This window comes from Labrenzia sp. THAF35 (assembly GCF_009363595.1).
Taxonomy (GTDB): domain Bacteria; phylum Pseudomonadota; class Alphaproteobacteria; order Rhizobiales; family Stappiaceae; genus Roseibium; species Roseibium algicola.
Window position 1 is genome coordinate 1,714,623 of the sequence record NZ_CP045380.1, and the last position, 17,938, is coordinate 1,732,560.

General features: G+C 58.7%; 21 protein-coding genes and 1 tRNA gene. 9 read left to right on the top strand and 13 right to left on the bottom strand.

What is annotated here, in order from left to right; translation table 11 throughout:
• Window positions 1-72: 72 nt before the first annotated feature.
• From FIU93_RS07915 to FIU93_RS07930, 5 genes are all read right to left on the bottom strand, one after another.
• Window positions 73-432 (bottom strand): VOC family protein, encoded by a 360-nt coding sequence (locus FIU93_RS07915; protein ID WP_152505292.1) that lies wholly within the window; start codon window positions 430-432, stop codon window positions 73-75.
• Window positions 429-653: a hypothetical protein gene (locus FIU93_RS07920; protein WP_152505293.1), complete on the bottom strand. Its 225-nt coding sequence runs from the start codon at window positions 651-653 to the stop codon at window positions 429-431. Before FIU93_RS07920 ends, FIU93_RS07915 begins: the two co-directional genes overlap by 4 nt.
• Window positions 650-1,096, bottom strand: a complete 447-nt coding sequence (locus FIU93_RS07925; RefSeq protein ID WP_152505294.1) for a DUF1772 domain-containing protein — start codon at window positions 1,094-1,096, stop codon at window positions 650-652. The genes FIU93_RS07920 and FIU93_RS07925 overlap by 4 nt, the downstream gene beginning before the upstream one ends.
• Before the next feature lie 18 nt (window positions 1,097-1,114).
• Window positions 1,115-1,291: a hypothetical protein gene (locus FIU93_RS31345; RefSeq protein WP_173017293.1), complete on the bottom strand. Its 177-nt coding sequence runs from the start codon at window positions 1,289-1,291 to the stop codon at window positions 1,115-1,117.
• 340 nt (window positions 1,292-1,631) lie between these two features.
• Window positions 1,632-2,162, bottom strand: coding sequence for a dihydrofolate reductase family protein (locus tag FIU93_RS07930; protein WP_286202412.1), 531 nt, complete (start codon window positions 2,160-2,162; stop codon window positions 1,632-1,634).
• A 620-nt stretch (window positions 2,163-2,782) separates the two neighbouring features.
• Here FIU93_RS07930 and FIU93_RS07935 point away from each other — a divergent pair.
• The 4 genes from FIU93_RS07935 to FIU93_RS31870 all read left to right on the top strand — a co-directional run bounded on the left by FIU93_RS07935 (window position 2,783) and on the right by FIU93_RS31870 (window position 5,307).
• The gene (locus tag FIU93_RS07935; RefSeq protein ID WP_031270132.1) at window positions 2,783-3,580 is read left to right on the top strand and encodes an AraC family transcriptional regulator; all 798 of its coding nucleotides are present in this window, start codon (window positions 2,783-2,785) and stop codon (window positions 3,578-3,580) included.
• 65 nt (window positions 3,581-3,645) lie between these two features.
• The gene (locus FIU93_RS07940) at window positions 3,646-4,368 is read left to right on the top strand and encodes a phenylalanine--tRNA ligase beta subunit-related protein (protein ID WP_152505296.1); all 723 of its coding nucleotides are present in this window, start codon (window positions 3,646-3,648) and stop codon (window positions 4,366-4,368) included.
• Window positions 4,358-4,969 carry a LysE family translocator gene (locus FIU93_RS07945; protein WP_286202413.1) on the top strand — a complete coding sequence of 204 codons (612 nt, stop codon included), beginning with the start codon at window positions 4,358-4,360 and terminating at the stop codon, window positions 4,967-4,969. Before FIU93_RS07940 ends, FIU93_RS07945 begins: the two co-directional genes overlap by 11 nt.
• Window positions 4,970-5,013: 44 nt before the next feature.
• A complete protein-coding gene (locus FIU93_RS31870; RefSeq protein WP_023002777.1) occupies window positions 5,014-5,307 on the top strand; it encodes a chorismate mutase in 294 nt (97 codons plus the stop codon).
• Window positions 5,308-5,685: 378 nt separating this feature from the next.
• Here the strand turns inward: FIU93_RS31870 and FIU93_RS07955 are convergent, their stop codons facing one another.
• From FIU93_RS07955 to FIU93_RS07975, 5 genes are all read right to left on the bottom strand, one after another.
• Complete coding sequence (locus FIU93_RS07955; RefSeq protein ID WP_152505298.1) at window positions 5,686-7,029, bottom strand: DUF5624 domain-containing protein; 1,344 nt, start codon at window positions 7,027-7,029, stop codon at window positions 5,686-5,688.
• 398 nt (window positions 7,030-7,427) lie between these two features.
• Window positions 7,428-7,619: a Trm112 family protein gene (locus FIU93_RS07960; RefSeq protein ID WP_031270137.1), complete on the bottom strand. Its 192-nt coding sequence runs from the start codon at window positions 7,617-7,619 to the stop codon at window positions 7,428-7,430.
• Between the two features lie 41 nt (window positions 7,620-7,660).
• Complete coding sequence (locus FIU93_RS07965; RefSeq protein WP_023002780.1) at window positions 7,661-8,338, bottom strand: LON peptidase substrate-binding domain-containing protein; 678 nt, start codon at window positions 8,336-8,338, stop codon at window positions 7,661-7,663.
• A gap of 84 nt (window positions 8,339-8,422) precedes the next feature.
• Entirely contained in the window at window positions 8,423-9,424 is a 1,002-nt protein-coding gene (trxA, locus tag FIU93_RS07970) for a thioredoxin (protein ID WP_152505299.1), read from the bottom strand.
• Window positions 9,425-9,563: 139 nt separating this feature from the next.
• Window positions 9,564-10,085 (bottom strand): prolyl-tRNA synthetase associated domain-containing protein, encoded by a 522-nt coding sequence (locus FIU93_RS07975; RefSeq protein ID WP_023002782.1) that lies wholly within the window; start codon window positions 10,083-10,085, stop codon window positions 9,564-9,566.
• Window positions 10,086-10,329: 244 nt separating this feature from the next.
• Here FIU93_RS07975 and FIU93_RS07980 point away from each other — a divergent pair.
• Window positions 10,330-10,404, top strand: a tRNA-Gly gene (locus tag FIU93_RS07980).
• A 495-nt stretch (window positions 10,405-10,899) separates the two neighbouring features.
• Window positions 10,900-11,931: an urea transporter gene (locus FIU93_RS07985; RefSeq protein ID WP_152505300.1), complete on the top strand. Its 1,032-nt coding sequence runs from the start codon at window positions 10,900-10,902 to the stop codon at window positions 11,929-11,931.
• Between the two features lie 290 nt (window positions 11,932-12,221).
• Here the strand turns inward: FIU93_RS07985 and FIU93_RS07990 are convergent, their stop codons facing one another.
• Complete coding sequence (locus FIU93_RS07990; RefSeq protein ID WP_286202441.1) at window positions 12,222-13,238, bottom strand: Gfo/Idh/MocA family oxidoreductase; 1,017 nt, start codon at window positions 13,236-13,238, stop codon at window positions 12,222-12,224.
• 121 nt (window positions 13,239-13,359) lie between these two features.
• On the bottom strand, window positions 13,360-14,145 hold the full coding sequence (locus FIU93_RS07995) for a ThuA domain-containing protein (RefSeq protein WP_152505302.1): 786 nt from the start codon (window positions 14,143-14,145) through the stop codon (window positions 13,360-13,362).
• Between the two features lie 365 nt (window positions 14,146-14,510).
• Between FIU93_RS07995 and FIU93_RS08000 the strand changes: the two genes are divergently transcribed.
• Together FIU93_RS08000 and FIU93_RS08005 are read left to right on the top strand one after the other, a co-directional pair.
• Window positions 14,511-14,891, top strand: coding sequence for a hypothetical protein (locus tag FIU93_RS08000; protein ID WP_152505303.1), 381 nt, complete (start codon window positions 14,511-14,513; stop codon window positions 14,889-14,891).
• Between the two features lie 76 nt (window positions 14,892-14,967).
• The gene (locus tag FIU93_RS08005) at window positions 14,968-15,450 is read left to right on the top strand and encodes a TetR/AcrR family transcriptional regulator (RefSeq protein ID WP_152505304.1); all 483 of its coding nucleotides are present in this window, start codon (window positions 14,968-14,970) and stop codon (window positions 15,448-15,450) included.
• 74 nt (window positions 15,451-15,524) lie between these two features.
• On the opposite strand, the gene ggt is transcribed toward FIU93_RS08005, so the two are convergent.
• Window positions 15,525-17,270, bottom strand: a complete 1,746-nt coding sequence (ggt, locus tag FIU93_RS08010) for a gamma-glutamyltransferase (protein WP_152505305.1) — start codon at window positions 17,268-17,270, stop codon at window positions 15,525-15,527.
• Between the two features lie 188 nt (window positions 17,271-17,458).
• On the opposite strand from ggt, the gene FIU93_RS08015 reads away from it, so the two are divergent.
• The gene (locus FIU93_RS08015; protein WP_286202414.1) at window positions 17,459-17,824 is read left to right on the top strand and encodes a c-type cytochrome; all 366 of its coding nucleotides are present in this window, start codon (window positions 17,459-17,461) and stop codon (window positions 17,822-17,824) included.
• The last annotated feature ends 114 nt before the right edge of the window (window positions 17,825-17,938 follow it).

Consider the following 17,938-nt stretch of genomic DNA (forward strand, 5'->3'; position numbering starts at 1 on the left):
CTTTCCCAGGATTTCCGTGTTTCGGCTAGGCTGGCCTGAGGCTGCTTGACGACGTCAAACGGCGGAGCCCCGTCACGATCGGATATGCGAGAGAACGTTGACGATCTTGCTGGTCGGGTCGGTAACGAAGAAGCGCCTCACGCCCCAGGGTTCGTTCCGACTATCGGGGACTATCGTACAGTTCATTTCCCTTGCACGCGCATACACTTCATCGACATCAGACACCTCTATGGAAAGGTGCGGAACCGGCGCACCCGAGCCTCCCTCCCGGAGAATGCTCAACTGGGTTGTCGCTTTATCGGCGGTTCCCAGGGTGACGATCCACCCAAGGTCCATTAGAACATCGAGGCTGAAGAGCTCGGCGTAAAATTCCCTTACTTTCGGGACTGAGTCCGCCGCGATATTGGCAATGATGCGCTTGACGACGGTCATTTTCGCCCGTGTCTTGGACGAATGCCGTATCCGGCAGCCAAGAATCCAAGCGCAAGTGCAACGACGCCGGCGACGATCCAGGCCGGCGCAAGCCCTTCGACCGGCGCGCAGTCGGCAAGACACAGAATAGGCTCGATCGTTACCAGACCGACAACCTGGAGCAGTCGCAGCGCTCCCAGCAGGCACAGGACGGTCCCGAATATCAGCGCGGCCAGTCTCATGATCTGCTGCCAATCGATGCGAGACTAGTCGCGACGAAGGCGACTAAGACGATCACCGCGTTGGAGGCGTGGCCGTATTCCCAGTTACGCCTCAGCAATTCCCAGTTTTCCGGCTGGCTGGTCCAATTGGCGGTCTGCTGGTTTCCGGGAAATACCCAGATGAAGAATACCACCAGGCTGCTTGCAATCAGCACGGCAGAGAGTAGAGAAAACATCGAACGGCGGTCGCCCATTCTCCACTGGGCACCTGAAAGCACCAAATTGGCAAGGATGGCGGCAAAGATCGGCACGGCGAATAGGGACCACCCCGCATAGATCGCCTGCACCGTGAAATATGCATCACGCTCCAGGCTGATTTTTCCCGGCATCTCGAAAAGATGAGCCGCACTCGGGACGAGGACTACGGCCGTGAAAACAAGTGCCAACAGCTTCAAAATTGCCATAGTCACCCTCCAATCCGGTCAGGCAGCCGCAGCAGCAGTGACGATGAATGTCGCAACCGCGGAGAAGCAGCCAGCCATCGCCGCGTAGCCCAATCGCTGTCCGGGCGTCATCACCCTCAGCACGGACCACAGGATGAAGAGTCCGCCGAAGACCGCGGCGAAGTTGGCAAGGGCATCGAAAAGGATCCTGGTCATGATCTGTCCTGCTCCGTTGTCTGCCCCGCGACGGCGCGTGGCCCATGGCGGTTACCTAGTCATCCAAAGTGACGAAAAGCTGACATCGGAATATTCAGTTTGTGATTCTGATCTCGCACTTCGTCCTGCTGAGCGACGGCTTAGCCCGGACCGTAGTGATTTAGAACTGAGTCCCGGCCGCATCGGCGAAAACCGAGTAAAGTCAAAAGGTGACCGGTCGCCATCACGCCGCGTTTCTGGAGGGAGTTCGTAAAAATAGGGCGATAACTACATCGTTTTATTAGACTCCAATCCATCGCCCAACACTTCTGTGGCTAGATCGATCGGGCATCCAGAACGCTCAGGTTTCGCTTCGGGCATAACGCAGTAATACACCTCCCGATTTGAACGGCCGCGCCTCGAGCAATCTGAAGCCCTTGCGAATGCCATCGTCCCTGAAGAGAGGATTCCCGCCGCCAAGGACAATCGGGACGAGGCACAGCCGGATTTCATCCACGGCCTCTCGCTTCAGAAGCGTTGCGGTCAGATCCGCGCTGCCAAACACGAAAATATCTTTCTTGTCGTCCGCAGCTTTCAGCTCCGCTACATGTTCGGATATGTCGCCGTGCAGAATTCGGGAGTTTGACCATTCTGCTGCCCTTCCTTCACGCGTTGCCACAAATTTTTCGACGGCGTTCATCCGATCCGCGATTGCGCCTGTCTCGTTCGACCAATGCTCCGCCATTCCGTTAAAGGTTCGACGGCCAAAGAGCAGCGTTCCGACTTCATCCAACTGCTCCAACGAGTAAGCTTCGAGTTCTTCGCCCCAAACCACGGTGTGGAAATCAAGCGACCAGGGCGACGCTCCCTCGAAATAGCCGTCGAGCGTCATCAAATCCCAGGTTACGATCCTCCGCATGAGTCAATTCCTCTATGCTTGCGTTGCAATTGGGCATCGTGGAGGAAGAAATTGCAGATTCTGTGTTACTCAAAACGCGGGTCGGTAACAGAGTTGGTCACCGGAAAGCGTTGGTGCTCCAGAGAAATATGAATGCTGGTTGTTGTCCACTTCGGGTCCTTTATTTCCCCGGGCGTCCCGTTACAGATGTTCCTCATGCGACCCAAGCGATGCGGGCCCCAAACAACATCGCCTGAATGTCTGCTTAGTGGACGTCCGAGATCGTTCCCGAAAGACCGACATGGGCGCGAATCGGCCACTGATAGAGACCACGGTCTATGGCAGCAATGGGCCGTAAGCGGCGCCAGTGAAGTCGATTGTTCCGCCCCGCGGCATGGCCGGTTTGAGCCCAACGCGGTCTTTGTGATTTTGCGCTGCGCGCGCACGCAGCGAAGAAATCGCTGCAAACGCTCTCTAAATGCTTCGGCTTTGCGGTAGTAAAAACTGCCATTCATAGACGGTGCAAAAACCGACGTTTGTGAGACTGCCTTTAGTTTCCGTCTCCCCCAAGAGATCACATAGACTACCCTCTGGCTCCCATGCTACTAAACCTCATGCACAAATCGGTCCGACATCAAACCATACTGCCCGGAATAGATGCAGTCTCGATCAAGTCAGACCGTACCTTTCCGCGCCATTCACATGACGAGTTTGGGTTTGGATACGTTGTTGCGGGTGGCCAGGAGAGTTGGAGCGGGCGGGGGCTCGTTGAGGCAAGAGCGGGCGATACGATCACAGTCAATCCTGCCGAACTGCACGACGGTATCGGGCAAAAAGGGCAACCTCGGCACTGGCGCATGCTGTACCTTTCTCCCGCAGCGCTTTCGGAATTCAGCGAAGCTGCAGCGCAGAACGCTGAGTTCTCGCGCCCAGTCAACAAATCCAGACGGGCTGTAAGGCTGACCATTAATGCCATCAACGAAGTGACGCTCGACCAGCCCGACCGAGACCACGCCGAGCAGTTGGTGATGCTAGCTTTGGCGGCGCAGCTTGATCGGAGGATTAATGGCGACGTCCGAAAGGCACCATCTTACTCGAAGGATGTTGCAATTGCGCTCGACATGATCCGACAGAATTGGGATGCGCCCTTGTCGCTCGCTGACTTTGCTGCGGCCACGGGCACCAGTAAGTTTGGCCTACTTCGAAGGTTTTCGCGCGAACTCGGGGCAACCCCCCATGCATATCTCACGCAACATCGCATAAAGCGGGCGAAAGACATGATCGTTACGGGGTCTTCGCTCGCCGATACGGCGGTCGCTTGCGGATTTGCGGATCAGAGCCATCTGACACGCACTTTTTCCCGCCAGTTTGGCCTGACACCAGGATGCTTTGTCCAGCCAGCCACCCACTGATCCGCAATATTGTTCAATACCCAAGAACTCCGGATGCCTACTGTCCTCCCAAAAAAGGGGACACTATGCGATTTTTGTATTCTCGACACATGCAGCACACGTTTCCCGAGCGGGTGACGGGCATCATCGAAGTGGACGGTATCCAACCGAGTGTCGCAGTTGCGCCCTATGTTGCAGAGCTGACCGCGCGGGCGCTTGCACGTCTGGAAAGAGAGACCGAAGGCAACTTGCCCGAAATACAAGCATGGCGGCGGGCCTATTCCACCATGGGATTGAAACCGACGCAGTACCGATGTGCGGCAGAGGCTCTGTTGAGGCGGTTGCGCAAGGAAGGGTCGCTCCCGCAGCTGCATCCGCTGATTGACCTTTGCAATGCTGCATCTGTTGCCTACGCTGTACCCGTCGCAGTGTTCGATCTCAATCACGTTGCTGGTGATCTTGAGGTCAGACAGGCCCAAGGAGACGAAACGTACATCGCGTTCTCCGGCGACACAGAAACGCCCGACCCTGATGAAGTCATCTTCGCTGACGAAGACAGCTACGCCCACGCACGCAGATGGGCGAACCGACAAAGCCGGAAGTCCGCCGTGTCTGCGGAAACGACCCGTGCCCTGATCATCACTGAGGCGCTGCATGAGGGCGGCGCAGAGGATGTTGCGAAGCTTATGGATAAGCTTTCAGGAATGATCGTGGGCACCTTCGGGATCGCAGGCCGAACCGAACTGCTTCTGACGCCGGATGCAATCTACCATTCGGAGAATGCGGGGACCTATAACCGTGTGGGTTGAATTCCTGATCACGTCGCTGATCGTCGTCATCGCGCCGGGCACCGGGGTGATCTATACTGTCGGTGTGGGTTTGGCTCGAGGTGCGGGTGCGAGTTTCGCGGCCGCGGCAGGCTGCACTTGCGGGATCATACCGCATATGACCGGGGCCATTGCCGGACTTGCTGCACTTTTGCATACCAGCGCAGTTTTATTCCAAACCTTCAAATGGGCGGGCATTCTTTATCTGCTCTATCTGGCCTGGTCGATACTGAAGGACGACGGCCCGATTCAATTCAAAGCAGAAGGGAACACCGGCCCGCTGCGCAACGTCGCCGCAGCGGGCTTCCTAATCAACATTCTGAACCCAAAGCTATCGATCTTCTTTTTGGCGTTCTTGCCGCAATTCGTTCCTACTGACACCACTTCGCCATTGGCACAGATGTTTGTCTTGAGCGGGATATTCATGGCGATGACCTTTGCCGTCTTCATCTGCTACGGAGCGTTCGCCTCCCGCGTCCGGCTATATGTCCAGCGGACACCATCCGTCATTGCATGGCTGAAGCGGGGTTTTTCAGCTGCATTCCTGTTGCTGGCCATGCGGCTGGCCATTCAAAGTAACTAACTTGAGGTTTGAAGATGAGAAAGACACCAGAACAATGCGACACGATGGCAGAGCTTCGCATCGAAATCGATACCATCGATAGTAAGCTGATCTTACTTCTCGCAGAACGGTGCCAGTACGTCGACCGAGCTACAGTACTCAAAGTCTTGGAGCGCTTACCGCCAAGGACAGAAGACAGAATTTCTGAGGTCTTGGAGGCAGTTCGTCGGCGAGCATCTCAAGCTGGATTGGATGAAACGCTCGCGTCACAGATTTGGTCAATGCTGATTGACTGGGGCGTCGCATATGAAGCCAAACGCATGAGTATCGATGAGCACACGGTCCCTACCAACCGCTAAGAACGTGGGGGGGCGCTCTTCCGTCATGCAGCGCCATCGCGTGTGACGATTGTTGCACAAAGCAGGGTTTTTTCATAAGCAGCAACGACCGGTTTGACGCTGAGGCCGGATAAAAGGTGAAATGCGTGCTGCGCTTGCGATAGCATTCTGCGTCAGCGAAGGCTGAAAAAACAAGGTCGGGTTTGTCCGCTCACTCGCCATTCAAGGCCCTCGGCTTTTATTAGTCCACGGCTCCCTGCATGCTGAAACCATTCCGTACGGCAATTGGGGGACCAAGATCGGCAGCGCAGTCTGCGCGGTACTGCAGACCGATATGAAAATCGACTGCAGCGATGACGGTTATGGCATTCACCGCAGTTCCCTTGACCGCAGGATGCTCTAGCTTTTTGGCTTGGGGTATCGCTTGACTCCCTTCGGGAACCCCGCGTTCACGCCGGGAATTTTCAGCGTGCTGGTGTCCCACCCGTTGGCTTTCAGCGCGCCCGGCAGCCAGAACCCAACCGAGTTTGACAGCAGCTGGTCACCGTTGATCAGCGAATACTTGAGCCGCATCATGAAGGCATCGATGTCATCCGCCGAGGTCAACGGGTAATCTCCGGGGATTTGCTTCGATAACACGGTTTCAATGTCGTCGACATTGTAGAACGCATTCCGCGCGATCTGGGTGCGATTGTAGACACCCAGCCAAGCGGTCTGCGAATAAAAACCGTAAGTCGCGGCATCGAGATCACTGGTAAACACTTCAAGCGGGCACTGTGTGATCACCGAAACCTTCGTGCAGGGGGCCACTGCATAGGGCATGATCAGGATGTTCTCTGACCCGATCTTGCCGTCGCTCAAGACAGGCAGGGCCGCCGCAAGCTGGTTGGTCGACAAGGTCAGCCCCGCCCCATAATTGGTGCCGATGGGCATGTGCACCACAACACGGGCGTCAGCCCAGTTGATTGTATCGGTGTTGTTGGCGATCATCATTTGCAACTCTTGGACACTGTTGAGTGCCGCCAGCATGAAGGTGCCGATCATCACGTTGTTGAACGGCACTTCATAGCGCTTGTCACCGCCATTGTAGAAATCTTCCGCGACCGACCTGGCGTCAAAATTCTTCACCTTCCCGGCGCGGACACGTTGGACATAATCCAACGCCATCCACATCCCATAGGTCATCATGGCGTTGATCTCGTCCGGACGTTCCTTCCAGGAGGGCGCCTCCAGCTTGCTGATCCAGTCAGGGTTAAGCTTCAGCTGCGATGCGGCATGGGCGATGCGGGTCTCGAGGTCCGACAATAGCTTGTCAAAGAGCGGAGAGTTGTCCGCCTTCAGCGCCGCAAGATAGGCCAGGGCGGGGCCAATGTGCGACAGCGCCGTCGCCTGCACGAAACCTGTGGCCGGGTCGTTGCGGGTGAGCACATGGTCCAGCAGCTTGCCAGCGGAGGCCTGTTTGCCGTCATAAACAAATACACCGTAGCCATTCACGATGACCAAGGGACCATCGGAGGCAATAGGGCCTGACCCGCCGTTCTTGGCCACCACTTGCGCCAACGCCCAGCCGATGCTGGGGTTGTCTTCACTGCCTTGGCTGCGAGGGAAGATGTTGAAAAGGCAGGTGAACGTGGAATCCACGCTTGGCGGAGCGGCACAAGGATCGGTGCTTTGCGCCCTGAGCGGCAGGGCCAGGCCAAGGATCAAAACGAGAGCGAGCACGGGAACCGAATACAGACGCATATCAAAACCCCTTTGGCTGACTATGCGCGCAATCATACACACTCAAGATTGAGTTGGCATGGGAAGACCACACAAAGTTGTCTCCGGAGTATGGTAAACCCAGTCGTTCCCTTATGTTGACTTCACATCAGGCTTGCTTGCGTTCTGACCCCAGGTCCGCTTTGTCCAGCTCTGCTGCCGTTCGTGCACGTCGCGACGAATGTCCGGTTCCCGTGCAACGAATGGCGGTTTTCAGGGCCGGGGACGTCGCGGATTGTTACTTGTTTCAGATTTTAAAAGCTTGTTCGAACCCCGAAGGCTCTGCTGGACCAAGGGGTTCGGCTTAAGCTTTTACGCTACGCCCTCAATTAGGTGTGGGACTGGGGTCAATCGCCCGGGTTTTTTGCTGGCCGGTGGCTTCAGCCTTCCAGCTTGCGCGCCTCATCGGGCAGCATGATCGGGATGCCGTTGCGGATCGGGTAGGCAAGCTTGGCGGTGCGCGAAATCAGCTCCTTGGCATCCGCGTCATATTCCAGCGTGGTCTTGGTCACGGGGCAGACCAGCAGTTCCAGCAGCTTGCGGTCAACCGGGCGTTCGGTCGGTTCTGTCATCTGGGAGTGTCTTTCAGGTTGGAGCGCCATGTTCGGAGCACTCACTGCAAGGTGGTGCCGCCGTCATTCTGCGAGCGGGCAATGTCCATTTCGGTGATGGCAATCAGGGTTTCGGCACGGGTCTTCAGGTCGCGGGCTTCCAGAAGGGCCTGCTTTTCCTGCGGGCCGTAGGGGCACATCATGCACAGGGCGTTGACCAGCACCTCGGTTTCGGCTTCCGACACGCTTTGCCAGTCGGCTTCCAGGTTGTTGGCGTCCAGATAGTCGCGCAAGGTTCTCAGAAGGCTCGTCCGGTCGACTTCCTCCTCGCCTTGGCCGCACTTGAGGTCATGTGCAAAGGCGGAGAAATCGCACTCGATCTGGCGGAACCTGCTGTAGTCCTCAAGTTCGCGCCCAACGGCAAACCTGGTGATGCCCTGCAGCGTGATCAGGTATCGACCGTCGCCGGTTTCCTGAAAGCTGGTGAGCCTTCCGACGCAGCCGACGCTGGCAAGAGCCGGATTGTCCGGATCGTCCGAATGACGGTCGGGAGAAGGTTGCACCATGCCGATCAGGCGGTTGCCGGCCAATGCGGCATCCACCATGTCGATATAGCGCTGCTCGAAGATGTTCAGCGGCAGCTGTGTGCGGGGCAACAGCAACGCACCGGCAAGCGGAAACACGGGCAGGACCGGCGGCAGATCCGCGATGGTCTCGTAAATGGCATTTCCCGCCTGCATTCCAATGCCTTCTTTGTTTTCGTTATCGCAGCATGACTGCCAGCTTCGTGCTGTTTCCTAAATGTGTGTCAGTTGCGGCGGTCGTCAAGAAAACAGCACGGAGGAAAGCTTGCGACGGCCGTAGGCGCTGGCCGGATCCTTGAAGCCCCAGGCTTCGAAGAACTGCAGCAACTGCTTGCGCGCGCCGTCCTCGTTCCACTCGCGGTCGCGGCGAACGATCTCGATCAGTTCGTCGACTGCGCCTTCCTTGTTGCCCTTGCCGTTGAGGCCAAGAGCCAGGTCGAAGCGGGCCTGCAGATCAAGCGGATCCTTGGCAATGCGATCCTGAAGCTCGGCAAGGTCGCCAAGGGATGCTGCCTGTTCGGCCAGCTCCACCGCGGCCTTGGCGGCCACATAGGCTTCGTCGGAGTGTTTTTCTTCCGGAACCAGTTCCAATGCCTGCTTGGCCCGTTCCAGATCGTCAGCACCGATATAGCACTGTGCCAGGCCGGCAATCGCTGTCACGTTGTCCGGTTCCATCTGCATCACGGCGCCGAAAAGCTGGGCAGCCTGACCATAATCCTTGGCCAGCAGAAGCTCTGCGCCCTGCTCCAGGAAGGTGTCGGTCTGACTGACCGGGGCAGGGCCGGCAACGCGCTCGATAAATGCCTGGATCTGGCTTTCCGGCTGTGCGCCCATGAACCCGTCCACCGGCTGGCCATCCTTGAAGGCCACCACGGCCGGGATCGACTGGATACCCATCTGGCCGGCAATTTCCGGATGGTCGTCAATGTTCATCTTGGCCAGCTTTACGCGGCCGCCGGCGGCTTTCACCGCAGCTTCGATGATCGGTGTCAGCTGCTTGCACGGACCGCACCAGGGCGCCCAGAAATCAACCAGAACCGGTTGCTGGCGGGAAGCTTCCATGACATCGGCCATGAAGGTCTGCGTCGTCACGTCGAAGATGAGGTCGCCTGCAGGGGTGTCGCCACCACCGTTGCCGCCGCCCATGCTGCCACCGCCCATTTGGCCGCCATAACCGCCACCCATGCTGGCGCCAAAGCCGCCGCCGACCTGGCCGCCGATGCTGTAATTGCCGTTGCTCATGTGCCGCCTCGAATTTTCCTGCCGGTGCCTGGGGCCTGCCGGCTCAAAGTGAATGCCGTTGAAGGGTTGATTTGGCCCATAACATGGAGCCACTGCGCGCGAAATACAAACGCCTTCGCCTGCCGAAAGTGGGTGACCGTTACAGGCCGGCTGCCTTGGCCTCTTCGCTGACCGCCAGAACCTGCGCCGTGTGGCCGCAAGCCGAGGCGAATTTCAGAAGGTCGGCTGCGGAGATCGCCGTCGTCGCGTTGTTCTTCAACGGGTGATAATTCAGCACTTCATGTTGCATCATGGCTGCGTCGAACACGGGCGTGACCCTTTGGGCTTCGCGGTCGTTGATCAGCGAGAAGGGGGTCACCGAACCCGGTTCCACGCCCAGCACCTCCATCAGAAGATCGGCATTGCCGAAAGATACGCGCCCTTGAGCGCCGATGATCTGGTGCACTTTCTTCAGGTCGATTTCCGCGTCGTGCAGGGCAACGATCAGAAACAGCCGTCCCTTCTTGTCCTTCACGAACAGGTTCTTGGTGTGGCCACCGGGAATGCGGTCATGCAGGTCGCCGGACTCGGCAACTGTAAAGACGGGCTCGTGATCCACCGTCGTGACAGGGATCCCGAGTTCCTCGAAATAGGCCAGTAGGTCGTCGCGTGTCGCCGGCATGGGTTTTCCTGAGAATTTTGAGAGCTTTTGCGCTGTCTAACGCGATTTGGCTGCCGGCCACAAGAGGTGAAGGGTAGAAAAAGCGGCAGAAATCTGCGATTTTCCGGCTTTGATTTCACAGGAAATCCACAAATCGACGGCTAAAAAAATTTCTTCAATTTCGGTGTTGCAATCCGTCTCAGCATAGTTCATATACTGCGCCACCGACGCCGAGGCGGTCACCGCCACGGACCAGGGACGCTATGCGGGCGTAGCTCAGGGGTAGAGCACAACCTTGCCAAGGTTGGGGTCGTGGGTTCGAATCCCATCGCCCGCTCCAATTCGACCGAAGGGTCCAGAAAACCAGCATTTGAAAGAATGCTGGTTTTTTTGTTTTTGCTCCGGGATTGGCGGCTTGCTGCGCGCTATCGGCAGTATTTCAAGGTTCGTCTAAACATTGATACAAACCCGGCTCCCAACCTGAACGAAGTTGCAGGGGCCAGGGCGTAATGTCAGCGAGCATTATGCGGAGAAGCCGGATACCGGTTGTCTCCGTCTTTTGCTTTGCCTCAAGTACCCAACTTGGCTGCAGTGGAACCATTCGGTTCCGCTGCAGTTCCAGTGCCTGCCAGCGCTTGGCGTCTCGTGCCGATCCATCCAGATCCTGCCTGGCACACCCGAAGCTTTTCAGGCCCAACGAGACACGCCCGGAACCGGCTGTCCGGCACGTCTGGTCGCGTTTCAAAAAAATGATCGCACCGCGGTCAATAGTTCCGCGCCTTCTGCCGGGCCGTGTTACCGTGCCCGCGTGCCGCTTGCAGTCGGGGGGAAGGCATTGAACGCATTGAAGGAACATCCGGTTTTCGGTTTTGTCGACTGGTGCCTGCGTGGCATCGGGCAGGTCGTGTTTCAGAACAATCCGGTCTCGGGTCTGATCATCCTGGGTGCGCTTTTCTTCAATTCGCCGATCTATGGCGCCATTGCCGTTTTCGGAGTGGTCATCTCCACCGCGACGGCGGTTCTGCTGCAGGCGGACAAGGGGCTGATCCGTGACGGGCTGTTCGGCTTCAACGGAGCGCTTGTTGCGCTGGCCTTGATTGCCTTCACGAGCGAGGATTTTCACTACGGCGCTGTTCCGTCCGTCTATCTGACGGTCTATATCGCGTTCGGTTCCGCCATGACGGCCATGGTCTTCACCAGTCTTGCAAACCTGCTTGGCCCGCATAGGGTCGCGCCGCTGACAATGCCTTTCGTGCTGGTCGGCTGGCTGTTCCTGTTTGCCGTCCTGAAGTTCCACAGCATCGATGCCGGCCCGCTCGCCAAGCCTGTCTCGCCCACCCAGTATGACGGCACGGTCCAGTACACTCTGGCGACCTGGTACAAGGGCATCGGCAATGCCATCGGTCAGATCTTCTTTCAGGACAACTGGATCAGCGGTTACCTGATCGTGCTCGGGATTGCGGTGAATTCGCGTGTCAGTGCGATCATGGCACTGCTCGGGGCCAATGTGGCAGCCTTTGTCGCCGTTGTTTACGGCGCGCCGGAAGGGGCGATCAGTGACGGTCTCTTCGGGTATAATTCCGCCCTGACGGCGATCGCGCTCGGGGGCTTCTTTCTGGTGCTGACGCCTGCCTCTGCCCTCTACACGCTGTTTGGCGTTGTTGTGTCGACCTGGCTCTGGGCGTCCGTCGCGATCTTTCTGGAGCCCATCGGCATGCCGGTGCTCACCTCGACCTTCGTGATCGTGACCTGGCTGATGCTAATCGGCGTCAACGGATTTGCAGCCCTTGTTCCGGTTGCACCGGCTGACGCCGTCACGCCAGAGGCCAACCGCAGGCGTTATCTTAAGGCGTTGCGGGAAGGTTGAGCCGGCAGACAGGTCAAGCTCCATGCAGGCCGAGAAGGCCTGGGCCTTGGATAACCCGTACCTCCGACCAGCCTGTCGTCCTTCTCCAGTCTCTCCATCGTCGTCCCCGCCAAGCGTAGCGCGAGCCGGGACCGGGGAGGCAAGAACCTTTCTGTTCCTCGATACTGCCAGATCAAGGGCTCTCCGATCCCGGATCTTCGCGTCGCTGCGTCCGGAAGGATGATCGAGAGGGAGGTGTGTGAGCGGGGCTTTATTGAGCGGCTCCGCTCACATTTCTCATGACGTCAGCCTCAGACTTTCAGAAAACAGCCGTTTTCAGTGTGCGAGCGTTCGGCCAGGTCGAGGGCGACCTGAAGCCGGGCGCCGTGGTGGAAATCCGGGTCGGCCGGAGCCCCGGTCAGGATCGCGGCGGCAAACCGCTGGTAGACTGTCGGAACAGCGCCAACTTCGATGTCAGTCCAGGTCGCAGAAGAAAGATCTTCGCCCTGGCAGATGCGCAGGCCTTCGATGCCCTTCTCGAAACGCACTTCCAGGCCGCCCTTGTCGCCATAAAGGCGCAGGCGCAGGTCGTTCAGGTGGCCGGAGGCAAACCTGGTGGCGCTGATCGTGCCGAGCGCGCCGTTTTCAAGCTCGGCCTGCAGGGTGGCGCTGTCGTTGGCGTCGAGCGTGTATTCGCCGATCCTGCCGCCCTCTGCCTTGTCGAAGGTCTTCAGCCGGCAGGAAAGTTCGCTCACCGGGCTGCCGGCGGCGAAGATGACGAAGTCGAGGATATGGATGCCGACATCGCCGAGAACGCCCTTGGAACCGTGCGCGGTCGACAGGCGCCAGAGCCACTGGCTCTCGGTCTTCCAGTTGCCCCACGCCGGCTGCGTCAGCCAGCTTTGCAGGTAGGAAGCCTCGAAGTGACGAAGCGCACCGATGGCACCACCTGCAACCAGCTCGGCGGCCTTTTGCAGCACGGCAACATTGCGATAGCTCAGGTTGACCATGCCGATCAGCTTCTTCGCGCGGGCGAGATCCGCCATCTCCCGGGCGTCGGCAGCGTTGGTCGCCAGCGGCTTTTCACACAAAACGTGCTTGCCCGCGGTCATCAGGGCCATCGTGGTCGGATGGTGCGCCGCGTCCGGCGTCACGTTGGCCGCAGCGTCAAATTCGCCCCAGGCAATTGCCTCTTCCAGCGTTGCGAAGCGGTTCGGAATGGCGAAGGTGTCGCAGAACTGGGTGAGCACGTCCGGGCGCTGGTCGACGCCGCCGACGATTTCAACGCCGTCGATCCTTGAAAAGGCATCCGCGTGGGTACGCGCCATATTGCCGGTGCCGACTATCAGGATCCGGAGAGGGTGTGCAGCAGAGGTCACGGGGATCTTCCTCAGCGTTTGAGGGCAGGACGGACCGGCGAAAGTCTGCCGGTCCGGAAGGGAAAGTGGATCAGCGGAAACCTTCTTCGCCGTCGGCGTGCAGCTTCGGGCCGCGTTCCTCGATCTTTTCGGGAGCCGCTTCCACCGGCACATTGGGCGCAATGTTCGGATCGGCGATCCGGGCCATCGGGTTGAACGCCCATTTGACGCCGTTCTTCAGCACCGTCTGCACATGGGTACTGTGATAGGTCGGATAGGTTTCGTGTCCCGGGCGGAAGTAGAAGACGTTGCCCGCGCCGCGCTTGTAGGTGAGGCCCGAGCGGAAAACCTCGCCGCCCTGGAACCAGCTGATGAAGACCGTCTCCAGCGGTTCCGGCACACCGAAGGGCTCACCGTACATTTCTTCCATCTCCAGCTCGAAGCTGTCGGGAAGACCGGTGGTGATCGGATGGTTGCGGCTGGTCACCCACAGGCGCTCGCGCTCCCCGGCCTCGCGCCAGGTGAGATTGCACGGGCTGCCCATCAGGCGTTTGAACGGCTTGGCGAAATGGGCCGAATGCAGAAACACCATGCCCATGCCGGACCAGACGGCGTCGCAGACGCGCTCCACCACTTCGTCGGAAACGTCGCCATGGGCGGCGTGACCCCACCACAACAGCACATCCGTTTCGGCAAGGCGTTCCGTCGTCAAGCCGTGTTCGGGTTCCTGCAAGGTGGCGGTGGTGGCGGTGATTTCGGGATCGGTGTTCAGCGTATCGGCAATGCACTGATGCATGCCGTCCGGATAGACACCCGCGACGATCTTGTTGTGCTGTTCATGGACGTTTTCGCCCCAGACCACGGCTCTGATCGGCATTTCAGCCTCTCCCGTTCTTCAGATGTTGGCAGAATTGTTGGCGAGCTAAGGATAGAAAGCGCTTTCTTTTGAAAAGTTCCTCCAAAGCGCTTTGGATAGCGCTAGCACCGAGGTTTTGTGCTGTCAATCGGAGGGGCTGTAATATTCGATCACAGTTCTCGCCGGTTGCTCCCCGGCCGGTACGCTCAATGTCGTCGACAGATGTCCGTCGTTCAGGGCGGCGCCTCAGGGGCGGACACTGCCGAGGCAAAGAAGGAGCCGATCGGAACGAGAAGCCTGGGGCTGTGACCCACCGCCGCATTTCCAGTCAGGTCAGTTCATGAGAACGTACCATATGTTATGGTTTGTTTTGGAGGAGTGGTGAAATGAATGGACTATTGCTTGCAGCCGCGGGTCTTTCGGCTGCCGTCTGTCTGCTGCATACATTCGCAGGGGGGCGGACGATCGCCGTACCGCTGCTGAAAGCGTCGGATCTCCACCCGGTGCCGAAATATGTCGCCTATTACTGCTGGCATATCGTGACAATCGTTCTGGCAATGATTGCCGTCATGTTTGCCGTCGCAGGTGTGCGGGCTGAAAGCCTCGATCTCGGCTTGGTAGCGACCGTGTTGACAGCTTCTTTCTGTCTGCTGGGCCTTGCGGTGCCACCGCTGAAGAAGCAGAAATACAGCCAGATGCCGCAGGGCTGGCTGTTTCTGCCGATTGTCCTGCTGGGTGGTCTTGGTATTCTGGGCGGAGTGAGTTGATCTGAGGAAGCGTTTCGGAAAATCGGACTGGCTTGATCTCGGTCTGACACAGCTTGCAAAGGATGGGCCGGCGGGAATGACCATCGAGGCTCTCTGCACCGCAGCAGACCGCACGCGCGGCTCGTTCTATCACCATTTTCAGGATCACGGGGCTTTCGTCGAAGCCCTGATGCTTGCCTGGAAACAGCGGCACACGCTCGACATTGCCGAACAGGCGCTGGCCGAAAAAGGGGATCTGCGGGCGCGGAAGCTGTCGGATCTCGCCAATCGTCTGGACCACCGACTGGAGCAGGCCGTGCGCCAATTCGCGCAATCAGACCTTCGGGCGCAGGAGATCGTTCGGGACGTTGATGATTTGCGAACCGGGTTTGTCGCGCGGCTCTACGAAGCTGGAGGGATGGAGCCTGCGCTTGCAGCAGATGTTGCTAAAATCGAATACGCGGCTTTTGTCGGCAGCCAGATTGTCTGGCCGGATATGCGCGCAGATGAGCGTGTTGCCCTCGATCGGCGCTTTGCGCAGCTGGTTGCAATGGCGACAGAAACAGGGTCGAGAAAGTAATCCTCGACCGGAGAGCCATAAAAAAATCCGGGCGCTCCTAGCGCGCCCGGGGTAATGCGGAGGCTGTTGGTGCCTCAGTAGCCGGCGGAAAGCGCGCCGGGGCGCCGCGGGTCGGAAGCTCCCGCCAGAACACCGTCAACGAGCATGATCGACTGGGTCGACCCCATGGCGTTCTTGACTTCCACCTTGTGCCCACGGGCTTCCAGCAAGCGGATCGTGTCCGGAGAAAGACCTTCCTCGATGCGGATTTCATCCGGCAGCCACTGATTGTGGATGCGCGGAGCAGCTGTCGCCTCGGCGATGTTCATGCCGTGATCGACGACGTTGAGGATGATCTGCAGCGTGGTGGTGATGATACGGCTGCCGCCGGGCGAACCGGTGGCAAGGAACAGCTTGCCGTCCTTGAACACCAACGTCGGGCTCATGGACGAAAGTGGCCGCTTGCCGCCCTCGACAGCGTTGGCCGTTCCGCCGATGAGTCCATAGGCATTGGGCACGCCGGGCTTTGCGGAAAAGTCGTCCAGTTCATTGTTGAGCAAGACCCCCGTACCGTCGGCGGTCAGGCCGACGCCGTAGGAGAAGTTCAGCGTGTAGGTGTTGGAGACCGCATTGCCTTCCTTGTCGACAACGGAATAATGCGTGGTCTGGTTGCTTTCATAGGGGAAAGGATCGCCGGGCTTCACCTCTTCGGAAGGCGTTGCCACATCCATCTTGATGGATTTCACCAGTTCAGCGGCATAAGCCGGGTCGGTCAAACCTTTTACCGGAACATCGACAAAATCCGGGTCGCCCAGATACTTGGAGCGGTCCGCGTAGGCACGCCGCATGGTTTCGGCCATCACGTGGATGCTGTCTGCAGAGTTCGGACCATATTCGGAAAGCGGATAGCCCTGCAGCATGTTGAGGATCTGCACGATGTGCACGCCGCCGGAAGACGGTGGGGGCATCGATGCGATTTCATAGCCGTGGTAGCTGCCCACGATGGGGTCCCGCCAGACCGGTTTGTATCCGGCCAGGTCTTCCGTGGTCATGCCGCCTCCGGAGGCAGTTACTTTCTGTGCGATCTTTTCGGCAACTTCACCGGTGTAGAACCCGGCTGCCCCCTTGTCGGCAATCAGTTTCAGCGTTGCGGCAAGATCCGTCTGCTTGAGTGTCTCGCCCGGTACGAACGGCAGGCCGCCGGTCTTGTAGAAGATCGCGGCGGTGGCCGGGTCCTGAAGAAGGCGTTTTGCGGATGCGGTCAGCGATGCCGCGAGATCCGGTGTCACTTCGATGCCGTTTTCTGCAAGGCCAATGGCAGGTGCGACCAGCTCTGCCCAGGTCAGCTTGCCGCTGCCGTGTTTTTCAAAGGCCTCGGCAAAGCCGGCGACCGTGCCCGGCACACCGACAGCAAGACCGGAAAAGCGGGATTTCTGGTTATCGGGTTCGCCGTCTTCGCCCAGGAACATATCCTTGAAAGCTGCGGCAGGTGCCATTTCCCGATAGTCGAGCGCCTTGGTGTCGCCGCTGTCCGCCAGGTGGATCATCATGAAACCACCGCCCCCCAGGTTGCCGGCGCGCGGCAGCGTGACGGCAAGCGCGAAGCCGGTGGCAATGGCGGCATCGACTGCGTTGCCACCTTTCTTCAGGATGTCGACACCGACGCGGCTTGCGACTGCTTCCTGGCTGGCAACCATGCCGTTCTGCGCCGTTTCAGGCTGGAAGCGGTCTTTCAGCGAATAGATCGGCGAATCCTGCGCGGCGAGAGGTGCCGCGATGCCGACAACAAGGGCGGTCGCCAGGGAAACCGCGGCAAAGCTGGATTTGAGAAGATGTTTCATGTGTCTCTCCGGTCGCCTGGAGGGCGGGAGTTGGCAAGTGGAGGGCAGGACGCGCAACGGGCGTGGCGCTCTGACCGACAACTTTAAGTCGTTCTTGATTCAGCGCAAGGCTAGATGATCAGATAGGCTGCAGTCTTGAAGGGACAAGCTGCACGTGGGCCAGAACGCGACTGGTTGAAGGAGGATTCATGAGCAAGGCAATTGCCGTTTCGAAACCGCGTCACCATTCGGGTGTGCGATCATTCCTGGGTGGGGTCACCCTGATGGCCGTCGCCGCCCTCTTCGGTACGAGTGCAGCCGAGGCGGGCGATGCTGCCGCCGGCAAAGCGCTGGCGCTGCAATGGTGCTCAGCCTGCCACCTCGTGTCCGAAGACCAGGATCGCGCCTCCAGCGCGTCGCTGCCAAGCTTTTACGACATTGCGAAGGATCCCGGCTGGACGGAAGAAAAACTTGCGACCTTCCTTGCCGATCCCCATCCGCAAATGCCGAACATGACCCTCGGCAACATCGAAATCGCCAATCTCGCCAGCTACATCGAATCCCTGGCACCCTGAGGTTCTTCGCTACACCAGACCTCGTTGCAAGGAGGGGCTGAAGCCCGTCCTTCGAGACTGCGCACTCGTGCCTCGTCAGGACGTGGTCTAAGGGCACCGCAAGATTTGCCATTG